Origin of the sequence: Prauserella endophytica (assembly GCF_005146945.1) — a bacterium.
Taxonomy (GTDB): domain Bacteria; phylum Actinomycetota; class Actinomycetes; order Mycobacteriales; family Pseudonocardiaceae; genus Prauserella_A; species Prauserella_A endophytica.
On record NZ_SWMS01000006.1, the window covers coordinates 59943 to 75907 of the forward strand.

Consider the following 15965-nt stretch of genomic DNA (forward strand, 5'->3'; position numbering starts at 1 on the left):
TTGCCCAAATTCGCTATTCGCGTGCATTGTCGCCGTCGGTGACCGGTGAACCGTAAACGGCGCCGCAGAATACGTTCACGGCGAAATCAATTCGCCCGGCGCGGAAAGCGAATGATGACGACGACAACGATCGAAAGTGCTTTCGTCGGTGAATGGACCGGCTGGCACGAGTCCAGGGAACGGGAACTGCGCGACGACTACGGCTGGCTCAGCCTCGCCGCCCTGCACTGGCTCGACGAGCGAGCGCGGACGTTCGAGGGCATCCCCGGCGCGTGGAGCGCGACCCCGAGGGCGGCGCGGGTGACCGCGACCGGGGGCGAGGGTCTTGTCGTGGAAGGCCGGCTGCTCGATGGCACCACGCGGCTCAGCGTCCGCGAGGCGGGCTCGGCGCTGTTCGCCACCACCGGGGACCTGCGGCTGGAGCTGCTGCGCATGGACGGCCGCTACGGCCTCCGTGTGCGTGACCCCCGTTCGCCCGCACTGCGCGCGTTCACCGGAGTCCCGGTGTTCAGCCCCGACCCGGCGTGGGCCGTGCGCGCCCGGTTCGTGCTGTACTCGCCGACGCACGTGGTGGCCGCCGGTACCGCGCAGCCCGGCCTGCGGCGCAGGCAGGAGATCGTCGGTGAGCTGCGCTTCGACCACGGGGGCACCGAGTACTCGCTGGCGGCCACCGCGGGCAGGGGCAGCGCTCTCACCGTCTCGTTCAGCGACGCCACGAGCGGATCGCTCACCGCGCCGTGGCGGACCCTGTCGGTGCCGAGGCCGCGCGCGGGCCGCGCCGTGCTGGACTTCAACCGCGCCCAGAACCCGCCCTCGGCGTTCACTCCCCACGCCACCTGCACCCGGCCGCCGGGCGGCAACGTCCTGCCCTTCGCCGTCGACGCGGGGGAACAGGCACCTCGCTGATCAGTTCTTTTTTGTTCGGAAAGAAACAACCACGTTTGGGTGAGAACATTTCCCGTGCCCTGGGAACGGCTGCGCGCGACAATCCGGCCGTGCCATCATCGCGGCGTATTCGGGGACCCAGGTAAACCGATCGAAATGGAGAGCGGAATTCGTATGACCGCGACGACGGCGGAGGTCGACGTCCACCCCGAGCTCGCCGGGTGGCTACCCGCGGAGCGGCTGCACCCAGATCGTCTACTGTGGACCCCGGACGAGCTGAGGGACCTGACCGCCACCACGGCCCGGGAGCTGGCCGGGCCGCTGACCGGGCTGCTGCGCTACGTGCCCGAGCGGCGCTGGTGGGCGCGGCTGGCGCTGACCCGCGGGGTGGAGCTGTGGCTGCTGTCCTGGCTGCCCGGGCAGTGCACCGAGCCGCACGACCACGGCGGCGCGGCCGGCTCGTTCACCGTGCTGACGGGAACGCTGGACGAGACCTACCGCTACCCGGGCGGGCCGCTGCGCCGCGCGAGCCGGGCCACCGGCGCGGCGGTCGGGTTCGGCGCCGGCCACGCGCACCGGGTCCGCAACGACGGTGCCGTCCCGGCGGCGAGCGTCCACGCCTACTCGCCTCCGCTGGTGCCCACTCGCCAGTACGCGAGCCTGCACGACATCCCGGCGGAGATCCCGCCATTGCCCGCGTCGACCATGCCGTTCGGGGAGTTGCTGGCCCGCACCGGGGAAGAGGGACCATGAGCATCGAGACGTTCCTGGCCGAGGCGCGGGCGGAGCTGGCCCGGGTCGAGCCGCACGAGGCGGCGCGGCTGCAGGCCGAGGGCGCGTTGCTGGCCGACATCCGCCCGCGCCACAACCGGGAGGCCGAGGGCGAGATCCCGGGCTCCGTGCCCATCGAGCGGATCGTGCTGGAATGGCGGCTCGACCCGCGGAGCGAACACCGCATCCCCGGGATCACCGAGGAGACGACCGTGGTCGTGCTGTGCAACGAGGGCTACGCCTCGAGCCTCGCCGCGCGCGACCTGCGGCGGCTTGGCCTGCCCGGCGCCACGGACCTCGTCGGCGGCTTCCGCGCCTGGGCCGCGGCCGGGCTTCCGGTGCGCGAGGGCGCGACACCGGCCATCACCTGACGCGGATCACCGCAGCACACAAGGAAGGTCCGCAGGTGCACGACCCCGTCCACCGCGTCCACCGCCTCCACTGTCCAACCGCCGCGGTCGGCCTGCCGGGCGCCGAAGCGGTGCCGCCTCAGCCACCCTTCGGCCTGGCCCTGACGTGCATCTGCTCGCCCTGCTTGCCGAACAGGCTCAGCAGCTCCACCGGCTCGGGCCGGGCGCTGCCGAACCAGTGCGGCACGCGGGTGTCGAACTCGGCGGCCTCGCCGGGTTTGAGGGTCACGTCGTGCTCGCCGAGCACGAGCCGCAGCCGCCCCGACAGCACGTAGAGCCACTCGTAGCCCTCGTGCGTCCTCGGGTCCGGCTCCTCGCCGCGGTGCGGGACGATCAGCTTGAACGCCTGCAACGGCCCGGGGTAGTTGGTCAGCGGCAGGGCCGTCATCCCGTTCCGCCGGATCGGCACCGGCCGCACGCGCGGGTCGCCCACGGCCGGGGCGCCGACCAGCTCGTCGAGCGGGACCCGGTACGCCTGGGTGATCGGCAGCAGCAGCTCCAGGCTCGGCCTGCGCTGCCCGCTCTCCAGGCGGGACAGGGTGCTCGTCGAGATGCCGGTGACCCCGGCCAGTTCGGTGAGGGTGACACCGCGCTCGGTGCGCAGCCGCCGCAGCCGGGGGCCGACCTCGTCGAGGAGCCCGCTGTTGTCCATGCCTTGCATCCCAGGTTCGGCAACCCGGTTTGTCAAGTCGGCATGGACCCCGTCACACCTGGGCCGTGGGCCTCACGACGATCTCGTTGACGTCCACGGTGGCGGGCCGGCCGATCGCGAACCCGATGGCCTCCGCGACCGCCGACGCCGGGATCGCGTGGGCCCGGTAAACCTTCATCTCCTCGCGGCCCACCGGGTCGGCGATGCTCTCCGCGAGCTCCGACTCGGTGACGCCCGGCGAGATCACGCTCACCCGGATGTCCGCTCCGGCCTCCTGTCGCAGGCCCTCGGAGATGGCCCACACCGCGTACTTCGTGGCGCAGTACACCGCCGCGGTGGGGGAGACCTCGTGGGCGCCGATCGAGGCGACGTTGACGAACTGCCCATGCCCTTGCCGCCGCATCACCGGCAGCGCGGCGGCGATGCCGTGCAGCACGCCGCGCACGTTCACGTCGATCATCCGGTCCCACTCGTGGACCCGGCCCGCCTCCAGCTTCGACAGCGGCATCACGCCCGCGTTGTTGACCAGCACGTCGATCCTGCCGTGCTCGGCGACGGCGGTGTCGACGAACGAGCGCACGGCCGCGGCGTCCGTGACGTCGAGCGGATGCTCCTGGGCGGTGCCGCCCGCGTCGCGGATCTCCTTGACGAGGGTGCGCAGCCGGTCGGTGCGGCGGGCGCCGAGCACGACGTGGTGTCCCGAGGCCGCCAGCAGCCGGGCGGTCGCCTCGCCGATACCGCTGCTCGCCCCGGTGACGAGCACGATCTTGCGGTCGTTGGTCATGGTCTGGTCCCTTCAGCGCTCGCGGTAGAGCACGAGGTGCTCGTGGTAGAGGACTCCGTCGCGGACGTCGCCGGTGGCGGTGAACCCGCTGTCGTCGACGTAGTCGATGTGGTCGCCGGTGACCGTGTAGCTGCCGGTGTAGGCGCTGACGCGGCTTCCCCTGGCCTCGTCGTAGCGCCCGTCGGGGCGCAGCTCCTGGCGGATGTGGCCGTCGGCGGTCACCCACATCCCGGTCACGTGGTCGTTGTCGTTCATGCCTTCACCCTCGGCCGCGCGCCGGGACCGGGCCAGTGCGCCGTGTTCCCGGGTGCGTCACACCCAGGCGCGGGCCGAGTGACCTTCGTAGAGTGGCCGTATGGCTGGTAACGAGCTCGGAGAGTTCCTCCGCGCCCGGCGCGCGCGGCTGCGCCCGGAGGACGTCGGCCTGCGCGAGTCCGGGCAGCGGCGGGTGGCCGGGCTGCGGCGCGAGGAGATCGCCGTGCTCGCCGGGGTCAGCGCCGACTACTACACGCGGCTGGAACAGGGCCGGGAGCGCAACCCCTCCGCGCAGGTGCTCGACGCGCTGAGCCGCGCGCTGGACCTAGCCGACGACGCCCGCGAGCACCTCTACCGGCTGGCCGGAGCCGGCCCCGGCACCGGCCGCACTCGCGGGCGGGAGCGCGTCGGTCCGGCGCTGCTCCAGCTCATGGACACCTTCACGACCTGCCCGGCGTTCGTGGTCAACCGGACACTGGACGTGCTCGCGCTCAACGCGCTCGCACAGGCCCTGTTCTCGCCGTTCGACCGGGCGGACAACCTGCTGCGCATGATCTTCGTGGACCCCGCGGGCCGGTCGTTCTACGTGGCCTGGCACCAGGCGGCGGAGGCCGCGGTCGCCAACCTGCGCGTCGCCGGGGGCCACGATCCGCACGACCCACGCCTGGCCGAGCTGGTGGCGCGGCTGCGCGAGCACAGCGACGAGTTCTCGGCGCTGTGGGCCGCCCACGACGTACGCGGCAAGACGCGTGAGGCCAAGGAGCTGCTGCACCCCGAGGTCGGCCCGCTCTCGCTGACCTACCAGGCCTTCGACGTGCGGGACGCGCCCGGCCAGGAGCTGATCGTCTACCAGGCCGAGCCGGGAAGCCCCAGTGAGCAGGCGCTGGCCCTGCTGGGCACCCTCGCCGCCACCCGGCGGGCTACCGCCGTCGCTGCACCGCGTAACCCACCCAGAACGCCGCCGCGCTGAGGAGCATCAGCCCGCTGAACGCCCACAGCACCGGCGTCGGCTCGAACGCCACGAGCATCATGACGAACAGGGCGATCGCGAGCACGGTCAGTGCGGCCATGGCGAGCAGCTGCCGCCTCGAGATGTCGGCACCGGGCATGTCGGCCATCCTGCCAGCGAGGAGCGCGGCCACCGCGGAGGCCTCGAGCTAGTGCCCCCGCAACAGACTTCCGGCGGAGGGCACTAGGCCGTTCGGATCCCGTCGAGCAGGGCGTCGAGGAACGCGTCCGCCAGCTCGTCGGTACCGACCTCGCCATCCGGCTCGAACCACAGGTACGTGTAGTTCAGCATCCCGAGAATGCCCTTCACCAGCAGCCGGGGCACCGGGCGCAGCACGCCGTCGGCGACCCCGCGGTCGAGCGCCTGCCGCCAGTACCCCTCGTAGCGCTCGCGGGCCGCGACCACGCGGTCGCGGTTCTCCCCGGTGAGCGCCGTGTACTCGCGGAAGAACACGGCCCATTCGGACCGGTGCTCGGCGATGTTGCACAGCAGCCCCTTGGCCATGCCGCGCAACAGGTCCTCGGTCTCCAGCCCGGAGCCCAGCAGCGCCTCCGCGTGCGCGTTCATGCGGTCGACCTGGGTCTTGCTGATCTCGTAGAGCAGCGTCTCCTTGCTCCCGATGTAGTGGTAGAGCGCGCCGCGGCCCAGCCCGGCCGCCTTGGAGAGCTCAGCGATACCGGTGCCGTGGTAGCTGTTGCGGGCGAACAACTCGGCCGCGATGCCCACGATCCGTTCGCGGTTGCCGGCGTAGGTCGTGGTGCTCACGCGCAGAGCCTAACGGGTGGGGCCGCCGGTGAAGGAGTAGCCGCTCAGCAACTCGCGTGCCGCGACCAGGTACTGCACGGTGGGCGGGCCCTCCTCCAGCCAGTTCAGGCGCGCGTCACGGTAAAGGCGCTCGACGGGATGCCTGCGGGTGTAGCCGATCCCGCCGTGCACCAGCAGCGCGCGGTCGGTGACCCGGCCCACAGCCTCCAGCCCGAACTGCTTGACCATCGCCGACTCGGCCGGGATGCGCCTGCCCTCGTCCCATTTGCGGGCGGCGTCGGCGAGCATGCCCCGCAGGGCGTAGATGTCGGTGCCCATCTCGGCGAGGTAGCGCTGCACGGCCTGTCGCTGCCCGATCGGCTTGCCGAACGTGACGCGTGAGCGGGCGTGTGCGAGGGACAGCTCCAGCGCGCGCTCCGATGTGCCGAGCGAACTGGCCGCGATGAACACGCGGCTGATCTCCAGCGCGCGTTCGAGGTGCTCCTGGCCCTCGCCCTCCGAGCCGACGAGCGCCGACGCGGGCACGCGGACGCCCTCGAACGTGAGCACCCCGTGCTCGCCACCCTTGCAGCCCATCGTCTCGGGCAGCGGCTCGATGGTGAAGCCGGGGGAGTCGCGCTCCACCAGCAGTGCCGACACCTCGGCCGGACCGGTCTTGGCGAAGACGAGGAAGTGGCTCGCGAGGTCGGAGTTGGTGATCAGCCACTTGCGTCCATTGAGGACGTAGCCGTCGTCCGTGCGGGCCGCGGTGGTGCCGAGGTCGGCCCCGGTGCCGTGGTCGGGCTCGGTGAGCGCGAACGCCACCGACTTCTCGCCGGTGACCGCGCCGGGCAGGATCGCGGCCTTCTGCGCGTCGTTCCCGATCTCCGACAGCGCGTGGGCGAACGAGTTGTGCACGTGGACGATCACCCGGATTCCGCCCTGGATCTTGGCGAACTCCGCCAGCAGCGGCAGGTACTGGCGGATGGACAGCCCCTTGCCGCCGTACTCCCTGGGCACCAGCAGGCCGAACGCGCCCGCGTCGCGCAGCACCGGGAGCACGAGGTCGTACGGGATGCGTTCCTCGTCCTCGATGCGCTGTTCGAGTGGATCGAGGTGGTCCCAGATCGCGCGGTGGATCTGCTTGGCGAGCCGCTGGTACTCGGGCTCGGGAAGACCGTCGTGCATGGTGGGCTCCTTTCCGGGGAGACTCAGATGGACCAGCCGCCGTCGGCGGTGAGCACCGATCCCGTGCAGTAAGTGGCGTCCTCGCTGAGGAACACGGCGGCGCGGGCGATCTCGGGCACGGTGCCGAACCGGCCGAGCACGGTGGCGCGCTCGATGCCGTCGCGGGCCTTGGCGGAGACCTCCGCCGTCATGTCGGTGTCGACGAATCCGGGCGCGAGGACGTTGACCCGCAGGCCGTCGCGCCCGGTCTCCTTCGCCAGCGACCTGGCGAAGCCGATGAGCGCCGCCTTCGCGCTGGCGTAGGCGGTGTCGCCGGCGTGGCCGATCACGCCGATCACCGACGAGACGATCACGATGCTCGGATCGTCGCTCACCCGCAGGGCGGGCAGCGCGGCGCGGGCGAGCGCGGCTACGCCGCCGATGTTCAGCTCGACGACCCGCCACCACTCGAGCGGGTCCATCGTGGACAGTTTCCCGCCGTTCCAGGTACCGGCGTTGAGGATCAGCGCGTCGAGCGCGCCCCAGTGTTCGAGGACGGTGTCGACGACGGTGTTCGCCGTGCCGGCGTCGGCGAGATCGTAGTGGACGGGCAGGACGCGTTCTGGGGCGTCGGCGCGCAGCTTCTCGGCGGCCTCGCGGTTGGCGCGGTAGCCGCACGCGACCCGCCGTCCCCGCGCGACCAGCTCACTGGTGATTCCGGCGCCGATGCCCCGGGACCCTCCGGTGACGAGCACCGTGCGGGCAGCGGTTTCGTTCATGAAGGGCACTGTACCGATCGTTCCAAGGATATGCATCTGTGCTCTGTATCTCCCGATCAATCGCCTTGGACCGATCGGTACACGGAAGGTTGATTGGCTGCGTTTCACGTGTTAAAACGGGGGCCAGCGCACCTCGCCACCGCTGTCGTTGGGAGAGCCTCGTGGACACACAACGCACTACCGCGCCACCGCGCGTACACCCCGCCAAGGTCGCGTTCGCCAGCTTCATCGGCACGGCCATCGAGTGGTACGACTTCTTCCTCTTCGGCACGGCGGCGACGCTCGTGTTCAACGAGCAGTTCTTCCCCACACTGAGCCCGGCGGCGGGCACGCTCGCCGCGTTCGCGACCTTCGGGGTCGCGTTCCTCGCGCGTCCGCTCGGTGGAGTCGTGCTCGGCCACTTCGGTGACCGCCTGGGCCGCAAGAGAATGCTCGTCCTGTCGCTGATGCTGATGGGCGCCGCCACCGTCGCGATCGGACTGTTACCCACCTACGCCCAGATCGGGCTCGCGGCGCCCGCGCTGCTCGTGGTCTGCCGCTTCGTCCAGGGCATCGCGGTCGGCGGTGAATGGGGCGGCGCGGTGCTCATGGCCGTCGAGCACGCGCCACCCCGGCGCCGGGCGTTCTACGGCAGCTGGCCACAGGCCGGGGTGCCCGCCGGACTCGTGCTGTCGGCCTCGGCGTTCTTCGCGATCGAGCAACTGCCCGACGAGCAGGTGACGGCGTGGGCGTGGCGGCTGCCGTTCCTCGCGAGCATCCTGCTGGTGCTGCTCGGCCTGTACGTGCGCCTGCAGGTGATCGAGTCGCCGGACTTCGAGCGGGTGCGCCAGTCGCGCTCGGCGTTTCCGCTCGGGGAGGTGCTGCGCACGAGCCGCAAGTCGCTGCTGATCGGGCTTTGCACCCAGGCGGCCGCGAACATCCCCTTCTACATCGTGACCGTGTTCGTGCTGTCCTACGGCCCCTCGGAGCTCGGCGTCTCCCGCGACACCATTCTCCTGTGCCTCATGGCGGCGTGCGTGCTCGACATCGGGTCGGTGCCGTTGGTCGCGACGTTCGCCGACCGCGTGGGCAGGCGCACGGTGCTGCTGGCCGGCGCGGTCTACATGGCGGCGATCGCGTTCCCGTTCTTCTGGCTGTTCGACACGGCGTCGCCGTGGCTCATCCTCGTCGGGATGATTCTCGTGGTCACGGTCGGCCACGCCGTCACCTACGCGGCGATCGCCGGGTTTCTGGCCGAGCTGTTCCCCGCGCGGGTGCGCTACACGGGAGCGTCGGTGGCCTACCAGGCCGGCGGGATGGTCACCAGCGGGCCGGCGCCGTTCGTCGCGGGAGCCCTGTTCGGTGTCGCCGGCGGCTCCTGGGTGCTGGCCGTCTACATCGTCGTCGCGTGCGCCGTCACCTTCGGCGCGCTGCTCGCCGCCGACCGAGACTCCGGGAGTGACCGATGACCGGGAGCGTCTGGGACGAGATCGAGGCCGGCCTGTCCACCGCGCCAAACCGGCTCAACACCGCGCAGGAGGCGTGCGGGCGGTACACCGGACAGCGGGGCAGACTGGCGCTGGTGGTCCGGCACGCCGACGGGTCGGGAGAGCGCTGGACGTACCGGGAGCTGTACCGGGCCGCGTCGAGGGCCGCGCGGGCGTTCGCGCGGGCGGGGCTGCGGCCGGGCGACCGCGTCGCGGGCCTGTTGTCGCGGCAGGTGGAGAGCCTCGTCGTCGCGCTGGCGGCGTGGCGCAGTGGGCTCGTGTACGTGCCGCTGTTCTGCGGCTTCGGCACCGACGCGCTGGCATTCCGCCTGCGGTCCTCGCGGGCCGGGCTGATCGTGTGCGACCACCGATGGCGGGACGTGCTCGACGCGGCACTGTCCACGATGGACGGTGATCCCGGGGTAATGGTGGTGACCGGGCCGAGGGGCACGGGCGTGCGGCGCGGCGACTACAGCTTCTGGGCCGAGGTCGAGCGCAGCGCGCCCGACGGCCCCGAGTCACCCACCTCGGCGACCGACCCGGCCACGCTGCTGTTCACGAGCGGCACCACCGGCGATCCGAAGTCGTGCGTCATGCCGCACGGGGCGCTGCTGTCGGTGTTGCCGTTCGCGCGGCACTCGCTCGGTGCGGGACCCGGTGACCTCCTCTTCACCACGGCCGATCCGGGTTGGGCCTACGGGCTCTACTCGACCGGGGTGGCGCCGATGGCTCTCGGGGCGCCGAGGGTGGTCTACAGCGGTGACTACGACGCGGCGGCCTGGCTGCGGGTGATGAGAGAGGAGGGCGTCACATGCGTGGCGGCGGCGCCGAGCGCGTACCGCAAGCTGCTGCCCGCGCTGCGGCGGTACGGCGTGCCGGGTGAGCTGTCCGCCGCCGCGGCGGCGGGCGAGCCGCTCGACGCCGACACGGCGTCGCGGTGGACCGGGGGTGGCGCGCCGCCGATCCGCGACGGCTACGGGCTCAGCGAGGTCGGCATGGTGCTCGCCGACCTCGCGGACGGTGCCAAACCCGAGCCCGGCACGCTCGGTGGCCCGATCCCCGGCTTCGCCGTGCGCCTGGTGGACCGCGACGGCGAGCCGGTGGCGGAGGGGGAGAGCGGGCTGATCGCCGTGGAGCGGCCGAGGTACCAGCTCAGCACGGGGTACGAGAACCGGCCAGAGGCGTGGGAGGCGCGCTGGCAAGGGGACCTGTTCGTGACGGAGGACCGCGCCCGGACGCGACCCGATGGCAGGTGGGTCTTCCTGGGGCGGGAGGACGACATGATCGTCACGTCCGGGTACAACGTGAGCCCGGTGGACGTGGAACGCGTGCTCAACGAGCTTCCTGGCGTTGCCGAGGCGGCGGCCGTGGCCGCGCCCGGTCCGGGCGGCGGGACGGTGGTGCGCGCGGTCGTCGTGAGGGCTCCGTCGGCGCCGCCCTCGGCGGAGCTGGAGCAGCGGCTCCGCGCGGAGGTCACCTCCCGCATCGGTGCCCACGCCTCACCCCGCGTGATCGATTACGCGGACGCCCTGCCGCGCAACGAGGTCGGCAAGCTCCAGCGCGCCCGGCTCCGCTGACGTCCGCCGCCGCGCCGCGCGAGTCCCCCGTTCCTGCCCGCGAGTCCCCCGTTCCTGCCCGCGAGTCCCCCGTTCGGGCCTGCGAGTTGCCCGTTCGGGCCTGCGAGTTGCCCGTTCGGGCCTGCGAGTTGCCCGCTTGGGACCCGCGAGTTGTGCCGTCTGGAGCGGGCTACTCGCCATCCCGTGGGGGACTCGCGGACCGGAGCGGGGGACTCGCGCGCCGGAGTGGGGGACTCGCGGACCGGAACGCGGAACTCGGCGTCGCGAGTGCAGAACTCGGCGTCGGGAGTGGGGGACTCGCGGACCGGGGTGCACGACTCGCGGGGTTACGTGCCGGAGAACTTCGGCTTGCGCTTGGCGCGGAAAGCGGCGACGCCCTCGGCGAAGTCGTTGGTGTGGAACAGCAATCCCTGGCCCTCGCGTTCGGCTTCCAGGGCCTGGGGGAGCCGGTCGAGCACGGTGGCGTTGAAGGCGTGCTTCGTGTGCGCGTAGGCCGCCGTTGGCCCCTGGGCCAGCTGCGTGGTGAGGCGTTGCACCTCGGAGTCGAACTCGTCATCCGGTACCGCGAACGCGATCAGGCCCCATTCCACGGCCTGCGCGGCGGGGATCCGCTCCGCGAGCATCGCCATCCGGGTCGCGCGCGCCCGCCCGATCGCCGCGGGCAGCAGCGCCGTGGCGCCGCCGTCCGGCATCAGGCCTGCGTTCGCGAACGCCAGCAGGAAGTACGCCGACTCTCGCGCGACCACGAGGTCCGCGGCCAGCGCGAAGGAGCAGCCGACCCCGGCCGCGGGCCCGTTCACCGCCGCCAGCACCGGCTTCGGGGCGCGGCGCAGCGCCGTGGTGAGGCGGTTGGCGGCGTCGATCGTCTCCGGCCCCGGCAGGGCGCCGGGGCCCACGTCGTCGGTGCCCCGTCCGGCGAGGTCGGCGCCCGCGCTGAACGCCCGCCCCGCGCCGGTCAGCACGATCACCCGCACGCCGGAGTCCCTCGCCGCGCCCTCCACGGCCTCGGCGGCGCGGGTCAGCATGTCCGCCGTGAACGCGTTGAGGTTCTCCGGCCGGTTGAAGGTGATCCGCAGGACAGCGTCGGTCTGCTCGACGAGAACGTCGGTCATGGCTCCCTTTCCACAGTGTCACGCCTGCCAGTCGCGCAGCACGGCGTCGTTGTCCGTGCCGGGTTTCGGTGGCGGGGCAGGCTGGTCCGGCACCGTGCGCGAGAACCGCGGCGCGGGTTTCGGCTGCACGATGCCGTCGATCTCGGTGAGCGTCCCGCGCCCGGCGAGGTGCGGGTGGCCGGCGACCTCGTCGAAGGTGAGCACGGGGGTGACGCACGCGTCGGTGTCGGCGAACACCTCCGCCCATTCGTCCCGTGTCCGGCTGGAGAAGAGCTGCGTGAACCGCGCGCGCAGCACCGGCCAGCCGGACCGGTCCATCTGCTCGGGCAGCTCGGCGGGGTCGAGGCCGAGCCCCTCCAGCAGCGCCGCGTAGAACTGCTTCTCGAGTGCGCCGACCGCGATGTACCGGCCGTCGGCGCACACGTATGTGTCGTAGAACGGCGCCGTGCCGTCGAGCAGGTTGCTCGCCCGCTCGTCGCTCCAGACGCCGATGCCGCGCATCGCCCACACCATCTGCGACAGCACGCTCGCGCCGTCGACCATCGCGGCGTCCACCACCTGGCCCTCGCCCGAGCGTTCCCGTTCCCACAGCGCCGAGAGCACGCCGGTGAGCAGGAACATCGACCCGCCGCCGAAGTCGCCGACCAGATTCAGCGGCGGCACCGGCGGCTCGTCGTGCCGTCCGATCGTGTGGAGGATGCCGGTGAGGCTGATGTAGTTGATGTCGTGCCCGGCCCGCTGCGCCAGCGGCCCGTCCTGACCCCAGCCCGTCATGCGGCCGTAGACGAGGCGCGGGTTCACGGCGTGGCAGTCGGCGGGGCCGATGCCGAGCCGCTCGGCCACCCCCGGACGAAAGCCCTCGATGAGCACGTCGGCCTTCGCGGCCAGCCGCAGCACGAGCCCGCGCCCCTCGTCGGTCTTGAGGTCCGCGGCCACCGAGCGGCGGCCCCGCATCAGGTGGTCCGGCTTGCCGCCCGCGAGGTCGAGCGAGCCCGACGGCCGCTCGACGCGCACCACGTCCGCGCCGAGATCCGCGAGGACCATCGCCGCGTGCGGGGCGGGCCCGATGCCCGCCATCTCGACGACTTTCAGCCCGCTCAGCGGTCCAGCCACGATGTCCTCCACCTCGCTCGGTTCCTGCGCGTCGTGCCACCGTAGAGGGTTCGCACCCGGGAGGTCGACGAAGGCGCATGCCGCCGCCGGGGGGAACCGGCGGGCGCTACAGGCGTTCGATGATCGTGGCGTTGGCCATGCCGCCGCCCTCGCACATGGTCTGCAGCCCGTACCGGCCGCCGCTCGCCTCGAGCTGGCCGACGAGGGTGCCGAGCAGCCGCGTGCCCGACGCGCCGAGCGGGTGGCCGAGCGCGATCGCGCCGCCGCGCGGGTTGAGCTTCTCCGGGTCGGCGTTGAGCTCGTGCTGCCACACGAGCGGCACCGGGGCGAACGCCTCGTTCACCTCGTAGGCGTCGATGTCGTCGAGGGACAGCCCCGACCGGGCGAGGATCTTCTGCGTGGCCGGCACGACTCCGGTGAGCATCAGCAACGGGTCGCTGCCGGTGACGGCGAAGCTGTGGAACCGCGCCCTGGGCGTCAGGCCGAGCGCGTTCGCCTTCTCCTCGCTCATGATCAGCGCCGCGGACGCGCCGTCGGTGAGCGGCGACGAGTTGCCCGGCGTGATGCGCCACTGGATCTCCGGGAAGCGCTCGGCGAGCCGCTCGTCGTAGAACGACGGCTTGAGGCCGGACAGTCCCTCGACGGAGGTGTTCGCCCGCACGGTCTCGTCGGTGCCGACCGTGTGCTCGGTGCCGTCCTCGCCGGGGACCGTGATGGGCAGGATCTCCCGGTCGAACCCGCCCGCCGCGGCGGTGGCGGCCGCGCGGGCGTGTGAGCGCGCGGAGAACTCGTCCAGCGTGGCGCGGTCGAGCTTCCAGCGGCCCGCGATGATCTCGGCGGAGATGCCCTGGCCCACGAGCCCGTCGGGGTAGCGCGCGGCGACGGCCGGGCCGAACGGGTCCTTGCCCGCGACCGGGGAGCCCATCGGCACCCGGCTCATCGACTCGACACCGCAGGCGATGACGACGTCGTAGGCGCCCGCGATCACGCCCTGCGCGGCGAAGTGGGCGGACTGCTGGCTCGACCCGCACTGCCGGTCGACGGTCGTGGCGGGCACCGACTCCGGGAAGCCCGCGCCCAGCACGGCGTTGCGGGTGATGTTGACGGCCTGCTCGCCGGCCTGTCCGACGCAGCCGCCGATGACGTCGTCCACGAGCGCCGGGTCGAGGTCGTTGCGGTCGAGCAGTCCGCGCAGCACGCGTGAGAGCAGATCGGCAGGGTGCACACCGGACAGTTGACCGCCGGGTTTGCCCTTGCCGGAGGGAGTGCGAACGACATCGACGATTACCGCGGTGGTCATGGGCATCCTTTCCCGGCGTCTCCTCTGGCGCCTGCGACGCATTAACGATCGATAGCTAAATCCCCTGTTGTCAAGGCTGAGATCGCCCCCTGGCACCCGGGCGAGACGTACATCACGCGGACAATATCTATCGTTCGTTAAGTGGCTAGTCTGCTGCTCGGACCCGAGTCGGCGGGAGGGAGCCGCGAGCGATGCTGCGAACCAGGTTCTGCGAGGTGTTCGGGGTCGAACACCCGATCGTGCAAGGCGGCATGCAATGGGTCGGCAGGGCGGAACTGGTGTCGGCGGTCGCGAACGCGGGCGCGCTGGGCTTCCTCACCGCGCTGACCCAGCCGACGCCCGAGGATCTCGCCAAGGAGATCGCGCGCTGCCGGGAGCTGACCGACAGGCCGTTCGGCGTGAACCTGACGATCCTGCCGTCTATCAACCCGCCGCCGTACGCCGAGTACCGCGACGTGATCGTGGAGTCCGGCGTGCCCGTGGTGGAGACGGCGGGGTTCAACCCGGCCGAGCACCTGCCCGCGTTCCAGGGCGCCGGGGTCAAGGTGCTGCACAAGTGCACGAGCGTCCGGCACGCCGTCAAGGCGCAGGAACTGGGCGTGGACGGCATCTCCATCGACGGTTTCGAGTGCGCGGGTCACCCCGGTGAGGACGACATCCCCGGGCTGGTCCTCATCCCCGCGGCGGCCGACAAGATCACCATCCCGATGATCGCCTCCGGCGGCTTCGGTGACGCCCGCGGGCTCGTCGCGGCGCTGGCGCTTGGCGCCGACGGCATCAACATGGGCACACGGTTCGTCGCCACGCAGGAGGCGCAGGTCCACGACAACGTCAAGCGGCGCATGGTCGAGGCGACCGAGCGCGACACCGAGCTGATCTTCCGGCCGCTGCGCAACACCGCCCGCGTCGCGCGCAACGCCGTCAGCCAGGAGGTGGTGAAGATCCTCGACGCCGGCGGGAAGTTCGAGGACGTCCGCGACCTCGTGGCTGGCGTGCGCGGGCGCCAGGTGCTGGAGACCGGGGACCTCGACCTGGGAATCTGGACGGCGGGACTGGTGCAGGGCATCATCCGCGACATCCCGGCCGTCGCCGAGCTGGTGACGCGGATCGTCACCGAGGCACGGGAACTCATCTCCGGCCGCCTGGCCGGCGTGCTGAACTGAAAGGGGTCACATGGACATCAACGGTGCCGTCGCTGTGGTGACGGGAGGCGCCTCGGGTCTCGGCCTGGCGACGGTGAAGGAGCTGCACGGCAAGGGCGCCAAGGTGCTCATCCTCGACCTGCCGTCCTCGGACGGCGAGTCGGTGGCCAAGGAACTGGGCGACGGAGCCGTGTTCGCGGCCGGGGACGTCACCAGCGAGTCCGACGTCGCCGCGGCGCTGGACACGGCGCAGGGGCTCGGCGCGCTGCGGATCGCGGTCAACTGCGCGGGCATCGGCAGCGCGATCAAGACCGTGGGCAAGAAGGGCGCGTTCCCGCTCGCGGACTTCACCAAGGTCATCAACGTCAACCTCGTCGGCACGTTCAACGTGATCCGGCTGGCCGCGGAGCGGATGTCCCAGGTGGACCCGGTCGGCGAGGAGCGGGGAGTCATCGTCAACACCGCGTCGGTCGCCGCGTTCGAGGGACAGGTCGGCCAGGCCGCCTACTCCGCGTCGAAGGGCGGCATCGTGGGCATGACACTGCCCATCGCGCGCGACCTCGCGAGCCTGCGGGTCCGGGTGGTCACCATCGCGCCCGGCCTGTTCCACACGCCGCTGTTCGACTCGCTGCCCGAGGACGCCATCGCCTCGCTCGGCGCGCAGGTGCCGCACCCGTCGCGGCTCGGCGACCCCGGGGAGTACGCCGCGCTGGCGCGGCACATCGTGGAGAACCCCATGCTCAACGGCGAGACCATCCGCCTGGACGGCGCCATCCGCATGGCCCCGCGCTGAGGAAGG

General features: G+C 71.9%; 18 protein-coding genes. 8 read left to right on the top strand and 10 right to left on the bottom strand.

All coding sequences use genetic code 11. The features are described 5' to 3' along the window. The first annotated feature begins 111 nt into the window (after window positions 1-111). From FCN18_RS13155 to FCN18_RS13165, 3 genes are all read left to right on the top strand, one after another. On the top strand, window positions 112-906 hold the full coding sequence (locus tag FCN18_RS13155) for a DUF1684 domain-containing protein (RefSeq protein WP_137095177.1): 795 nt from the start codon (window positions 112-114) through the stop codon (window positions 904-906). 153 nt (window positions 907-1059) lie between these two features. After that, window positions 1060-1638, top strand: coding sequence for a cysteine dioxygenase (locus FCN18_RS13160; RefSeq protein WP_137095179.1), 579 nt, complete (start codon window positions 1060-1062; stop codon window positions 1636-1638). Then, a complete protein-coding gene (locus FCN18_RS13165; protein ID WP_112268712.1) occupies window positions 1635-2027 on the top strand; it encodes a rhodanese-like domain-containing protein in 393 nt (130 codons plus the stop codon). Before FCN18_RS13160 ends, FCN18_RS13165 begins: the two co-directional genes overlap by 4 nt. Window positions 2028-2145: 118 nt before the next feature. Here FCN18_RS13165 and FCN18_RS13170 read toward each other — a convergent pair whose 3' ends face one another. The 3 genes from FCN18_RS13170 to FCN18_RS13180 are packed head-to-tail and all read right to left on the bottom strand — an operon-like array spanning window position 2146 to window position 3757. Continuing rightward, window positions 2146-2718, bottom strand: a complete 573-nt coding sequence (locus tag FCN18_RS13170; protein ID WP_112268714.1) for a helix-turn-helix domain-containing protein — start codon at window positions 2716-2718, stop codon at window positions 2146-2148. A gap of 52 nt (window positions 2719-2770) precedes the next feature. Then, complete coding sequence (locus tag FCN18_RS13175) at window positions 2771-3502, bottom strand: SDR family oxidoreductase (protein ID WP_112268716.1); 732 nt, start codon at window positions 3500-3502, stop codon at window positions 2771-2773. 12 nt (window positions 3503-3514) lie between these two features. Continuing rightward, a complete protein-coding gene (locus FCN18_RS13180; protein ID WP_113644631.1) occupies window positions 3515-3757 on the bottom strand; it encodes an Atu4866 domain-containing protein in 243 nt (80 codons plus the stop codon). 100 nt (window positions 3758-3857) lie between these two features. On the opposite strand from FCN18_RS13180, the gene FCN18_RS13185 reads away from it, so the two are divergent. Further along, on the top strand, window positions 3858-4727 hold the full coding sequence (locus tag FCN18_RS13185) for a helix-turn-helix transcriptional regulator (RefSeq protein WP_137095181.1): 870 nt from the start codon (window positions 3858-3860) through the stop codon (window positions 4725-4727). Here the strand turns inward: FCN18_RS13185 and FCN18_RS13190 are convergent. The 4 genes from FCN18_RS13190 to FCN18_RS13205 all read right to left on the bottom strand — a co-directional run bounded on the left by FCN18_RS13190 (window position 4678) and on the right by FCN18_RS13205 (window position 7456). Beyond that, the gene (locus FCN18_RS13190; RefSeq protein ID WP_228713923.1) at window positions 4678-4866 is read right to left on the bottom strand and encodes a twin-arginine translocation signal domain-containing protein; all 189 of its coding nucleotides are present in this window, start codon (window positions 4864-4866) and stop codon (window positions 4678-4680) included. The two genes, FCN18_RS13185 and FCN18_RS13190, sit on opposite strands and share 50 nt — an antisense overlap. Before the next feature lie 83 nt (window positions 4867-4949). After that, on the bottom strand, window positions 4950-5531 hold the full coding sequence (locus tag FCN18_RS13195; protein WP_112268722.1) for a TetR/AcrR family transcriptional regulator: 582 nt from the start codon (window positions 5529-5531) through the stop codon (window positions 4950-4952). Window positions 5532-5540: 9 nt separating this feature from the next. Further along, complete coding sequence (locus FCN18_RS13200) at window positions 5541-6698, bottom strand: acyl-CoA dehydrogenase family protein (RefSeq protein ID WP_113644632.1); 1158 nt, start codon at window positions 6696-6698, stop codon at window positions 5541-5543. Between the two features lie 23 nt (window positions 6699-6721). Next, window positions 6722-7456 carry an SDR family NAD(P)-dependent oxidoreductase gene (locus tag FCN18_RS13205; RefSeq protein WP_228713925.1) on the bottom strand — a complete coding sequence of 245 codons (735 nt, stop codon included), beginning with the start codon at window positions 7454-7456 and terminating at the stop codon, window positions 6722-6724. Between the two features lie 161 nt (window positions 7457-7617). Between FCN18_RS13205 and FCN18_RS13210 the strand changes: the two genes are divergently transcribed. Further along, on the top strand, window positions 7618-8904 hold the full coding sequence (locus FCN18_RS13210; RefSeq protein ID WP_137095185.1) for an MFS transporter: 1287 nt from the start codon (window positions 7618-7620) through the stop codon (window positions 8902-8904). After that, on the top strand, window positions 8901-10499 hold the full coding sequence (locus FCN18_RS13215; RefSeq protein ID WP_112268730.1) for an AMP-binding protein: 1599 nt from the start codon (window positions 8901-8903) through the stop codon (window positions 10497-10499). Before FCN18_RS13210 ends, FCN18_RS13215 begins: the two co-directional genes overlap by 4 nt. Before the next feature lie 326 nt (window positions 10500-10825). Here the strand turns inward: FCN18_RS13215 and FCN18_RS13220 are convergent, their stop codons facing one another. From FCN18_RS13220 to FCN18_RS13230, 3 genes are all read right to left on the bottom strand, one after another. Continuing rightward, window positions 10826-11611 (bottom strand): enoyl-CoA hydratase, encoded by a 786-nt coding sequence (locus FCN18_RS13220; protein WP_137095187.1) that lies wholly within the window; start codon window positions 11609-11611, stop codon window positions 10826-10828. An 18-nt stretch (window positions 11612-11629) separates the two neighbouring features. Beyond that, on the bottom strand, window positions 11630-12724 hold the full coding sequence (locus tag FCN18_RS13225; RefSeq protein WP_112269574.1) for a CaiB/BaiF CoA transferase family protein: 1095 nt from the start codon (window positions 12722-12724) through the stop codon (window positions 11630-11632). 106 nt (window positions 12725-12830) lie between these two features. After that, window positions 12831-14024: a thiolase family protein gene (locus tag FCN18_RS13230; RefSeq protein WP_137095189.1), complete on the bottom strand. Its 1194-nt coding sequence runs from the start codon at window positions 14022-14024 to the stop codon at window positions 12831-12833. A 191-nt stretch (window positions 14025-14215) separates the two neighbouring features. Between FCN18_RS13230 and FCN18_RS13235 the strand changes: the two genes are divergently transcribed. Continuing rightward, complete coding sequence (locus tag FCN18_RS13235) at window positions 14216-15187, top strand: NAD(P)H-dependent flavin oxidoreductase (protein WP_112268736.1); 972 nt, start codon at window positions 14216-14218, stop codon at window positions 15185-15187. A gap of 10 nt (window positions 15188-15197) precedes the next feature. Continuing rightward, window positions 15198-15959, top strand: coding sequence for a 3-hydroxyacyl-CoA dehydrogenase (locus FCN18_RS13240; protein WP_112268738.1), 762 nt, complete (start codon window positions 15198-15200; stop codon window positions 15957-15959). Window positions 15960-15965 lie beyond the last annotated feature (6 nt).

What these genes read in the sequence shown, in the direction of transcription:
- FCN18_RS13165 (WP_112268712.1), top strand. Translation starts at nt 1,635, where the DNA reads ATGAGCATCGAGACGTTCCTGGCCGAGGCGCGGGCGGAGCTGGCCCGG.
- FCN18_RS13235 (WP_112268736.1), top strand. Translation starts at nt 14,216, where the DNA reads ATGCTGCGAACCAGGTTCTGCGAGGTGTTCGGGGTCGAACACCCGATC.
- FCN18_RS13155 (WP_137095177.1), top strand. Translation starts at nt 112, where the DNA reads ATGATGACGACGACAACGATCGAAAGTGCTTTCGTCGGTGAATGGACC.
- FCN18_RS13215 (WP_112268730.1), top strand. Translation starts at nt 8,901, where the DNA reads ATGACCGGGAGCGTCTGGGACGAGATCGAGGCCGGCCTGTCCACCGCG.
- FCN18_RS13160 (WP_137095179.1), top strand. Translation starts at nt 1,060, where the DNA reads ATGACCGCGACGACGGCGGAGGTCGACGTCCACCCCGAGCTCGCCGGG.
- FCN18_RS13230 (WP_137095189.1), bottom strand. Translation starts at nt 14,024, where the DNA reads ATGACCACCGCGGTAATCGTCGATGTCGTTCGCACTCCCTCCGGCAAG.
- FCN18_RS13205 (WP_228713925.1), bottom strand. Translation starts at nt 7,456, where the DNA reads ATGAACGAAACCGCTGCCCGCACGGTGCTCGTCACCGGAGGGTCCCGG.
- FCN18_RS13170 (WP_112268714.1), bottom strand. Translation starts at nt 2,718, where the DNA reads ATGGACAACAGCGGGCTCCTCGACGAGGTCGGCCCCCGGCTGCGGCGG.
- FCN18_RS13175 (WP_112268716.1), bottom strand. Translation starts at nt 3,502, where the DNA reads ATGACCAACGACCGCAAGATCGTGCTCGTCACCGGGGCGAGCAGCGGT.
- FCN18_RS13200 (WP_113644632.1), bottom strand. Translation starts at nt 6,698, where the DNA reads ATGCACGACGGTCTTCCCGAGCCCGAGTACCAGCGGCTCGCCAAGCAG.
- FCN18_RS13240 (WP_112268738.1), top strand. Translation starts at nt 15,198, where the DNA reads ATGGACATCAACGGTGCCGTCGCTGTGGTGACGGGAGGCGCCTCGGGT.
- FCN18_RS13185 (WP_137095181.1), top strand. Translation starts at nt 3,858, where the DNA reads ATGGCTGGTAACGAGCTCGGAGAGTTCCTCCGCGCCCGGCGCGCGCGG.
- FCN18_RS13190 (WP_228713923.1), bottom strand. Translation starts at nt 4,866, where the DNA reads ATGCCCGGTGCCGACATCTCGAGGCGGCAGCTGCTCGCCATGGCCGCA.
- FCN18_RS13180 (WP_113644631.1), bottom strand. Translation starts at nt 3,757, where the DNA reads ATGAACGACAACGACCACGTGACCGGGATGTGGGTGACCGCCGACGGC.
- FCN18_RS13220 (WP_137095187.1), bottom strand. Translation starts at nt 11,611, where the DNA reads ATGACCGACGTTCTCGTCGAGCAGACCGACGCTGTCCTGCGGATCACC.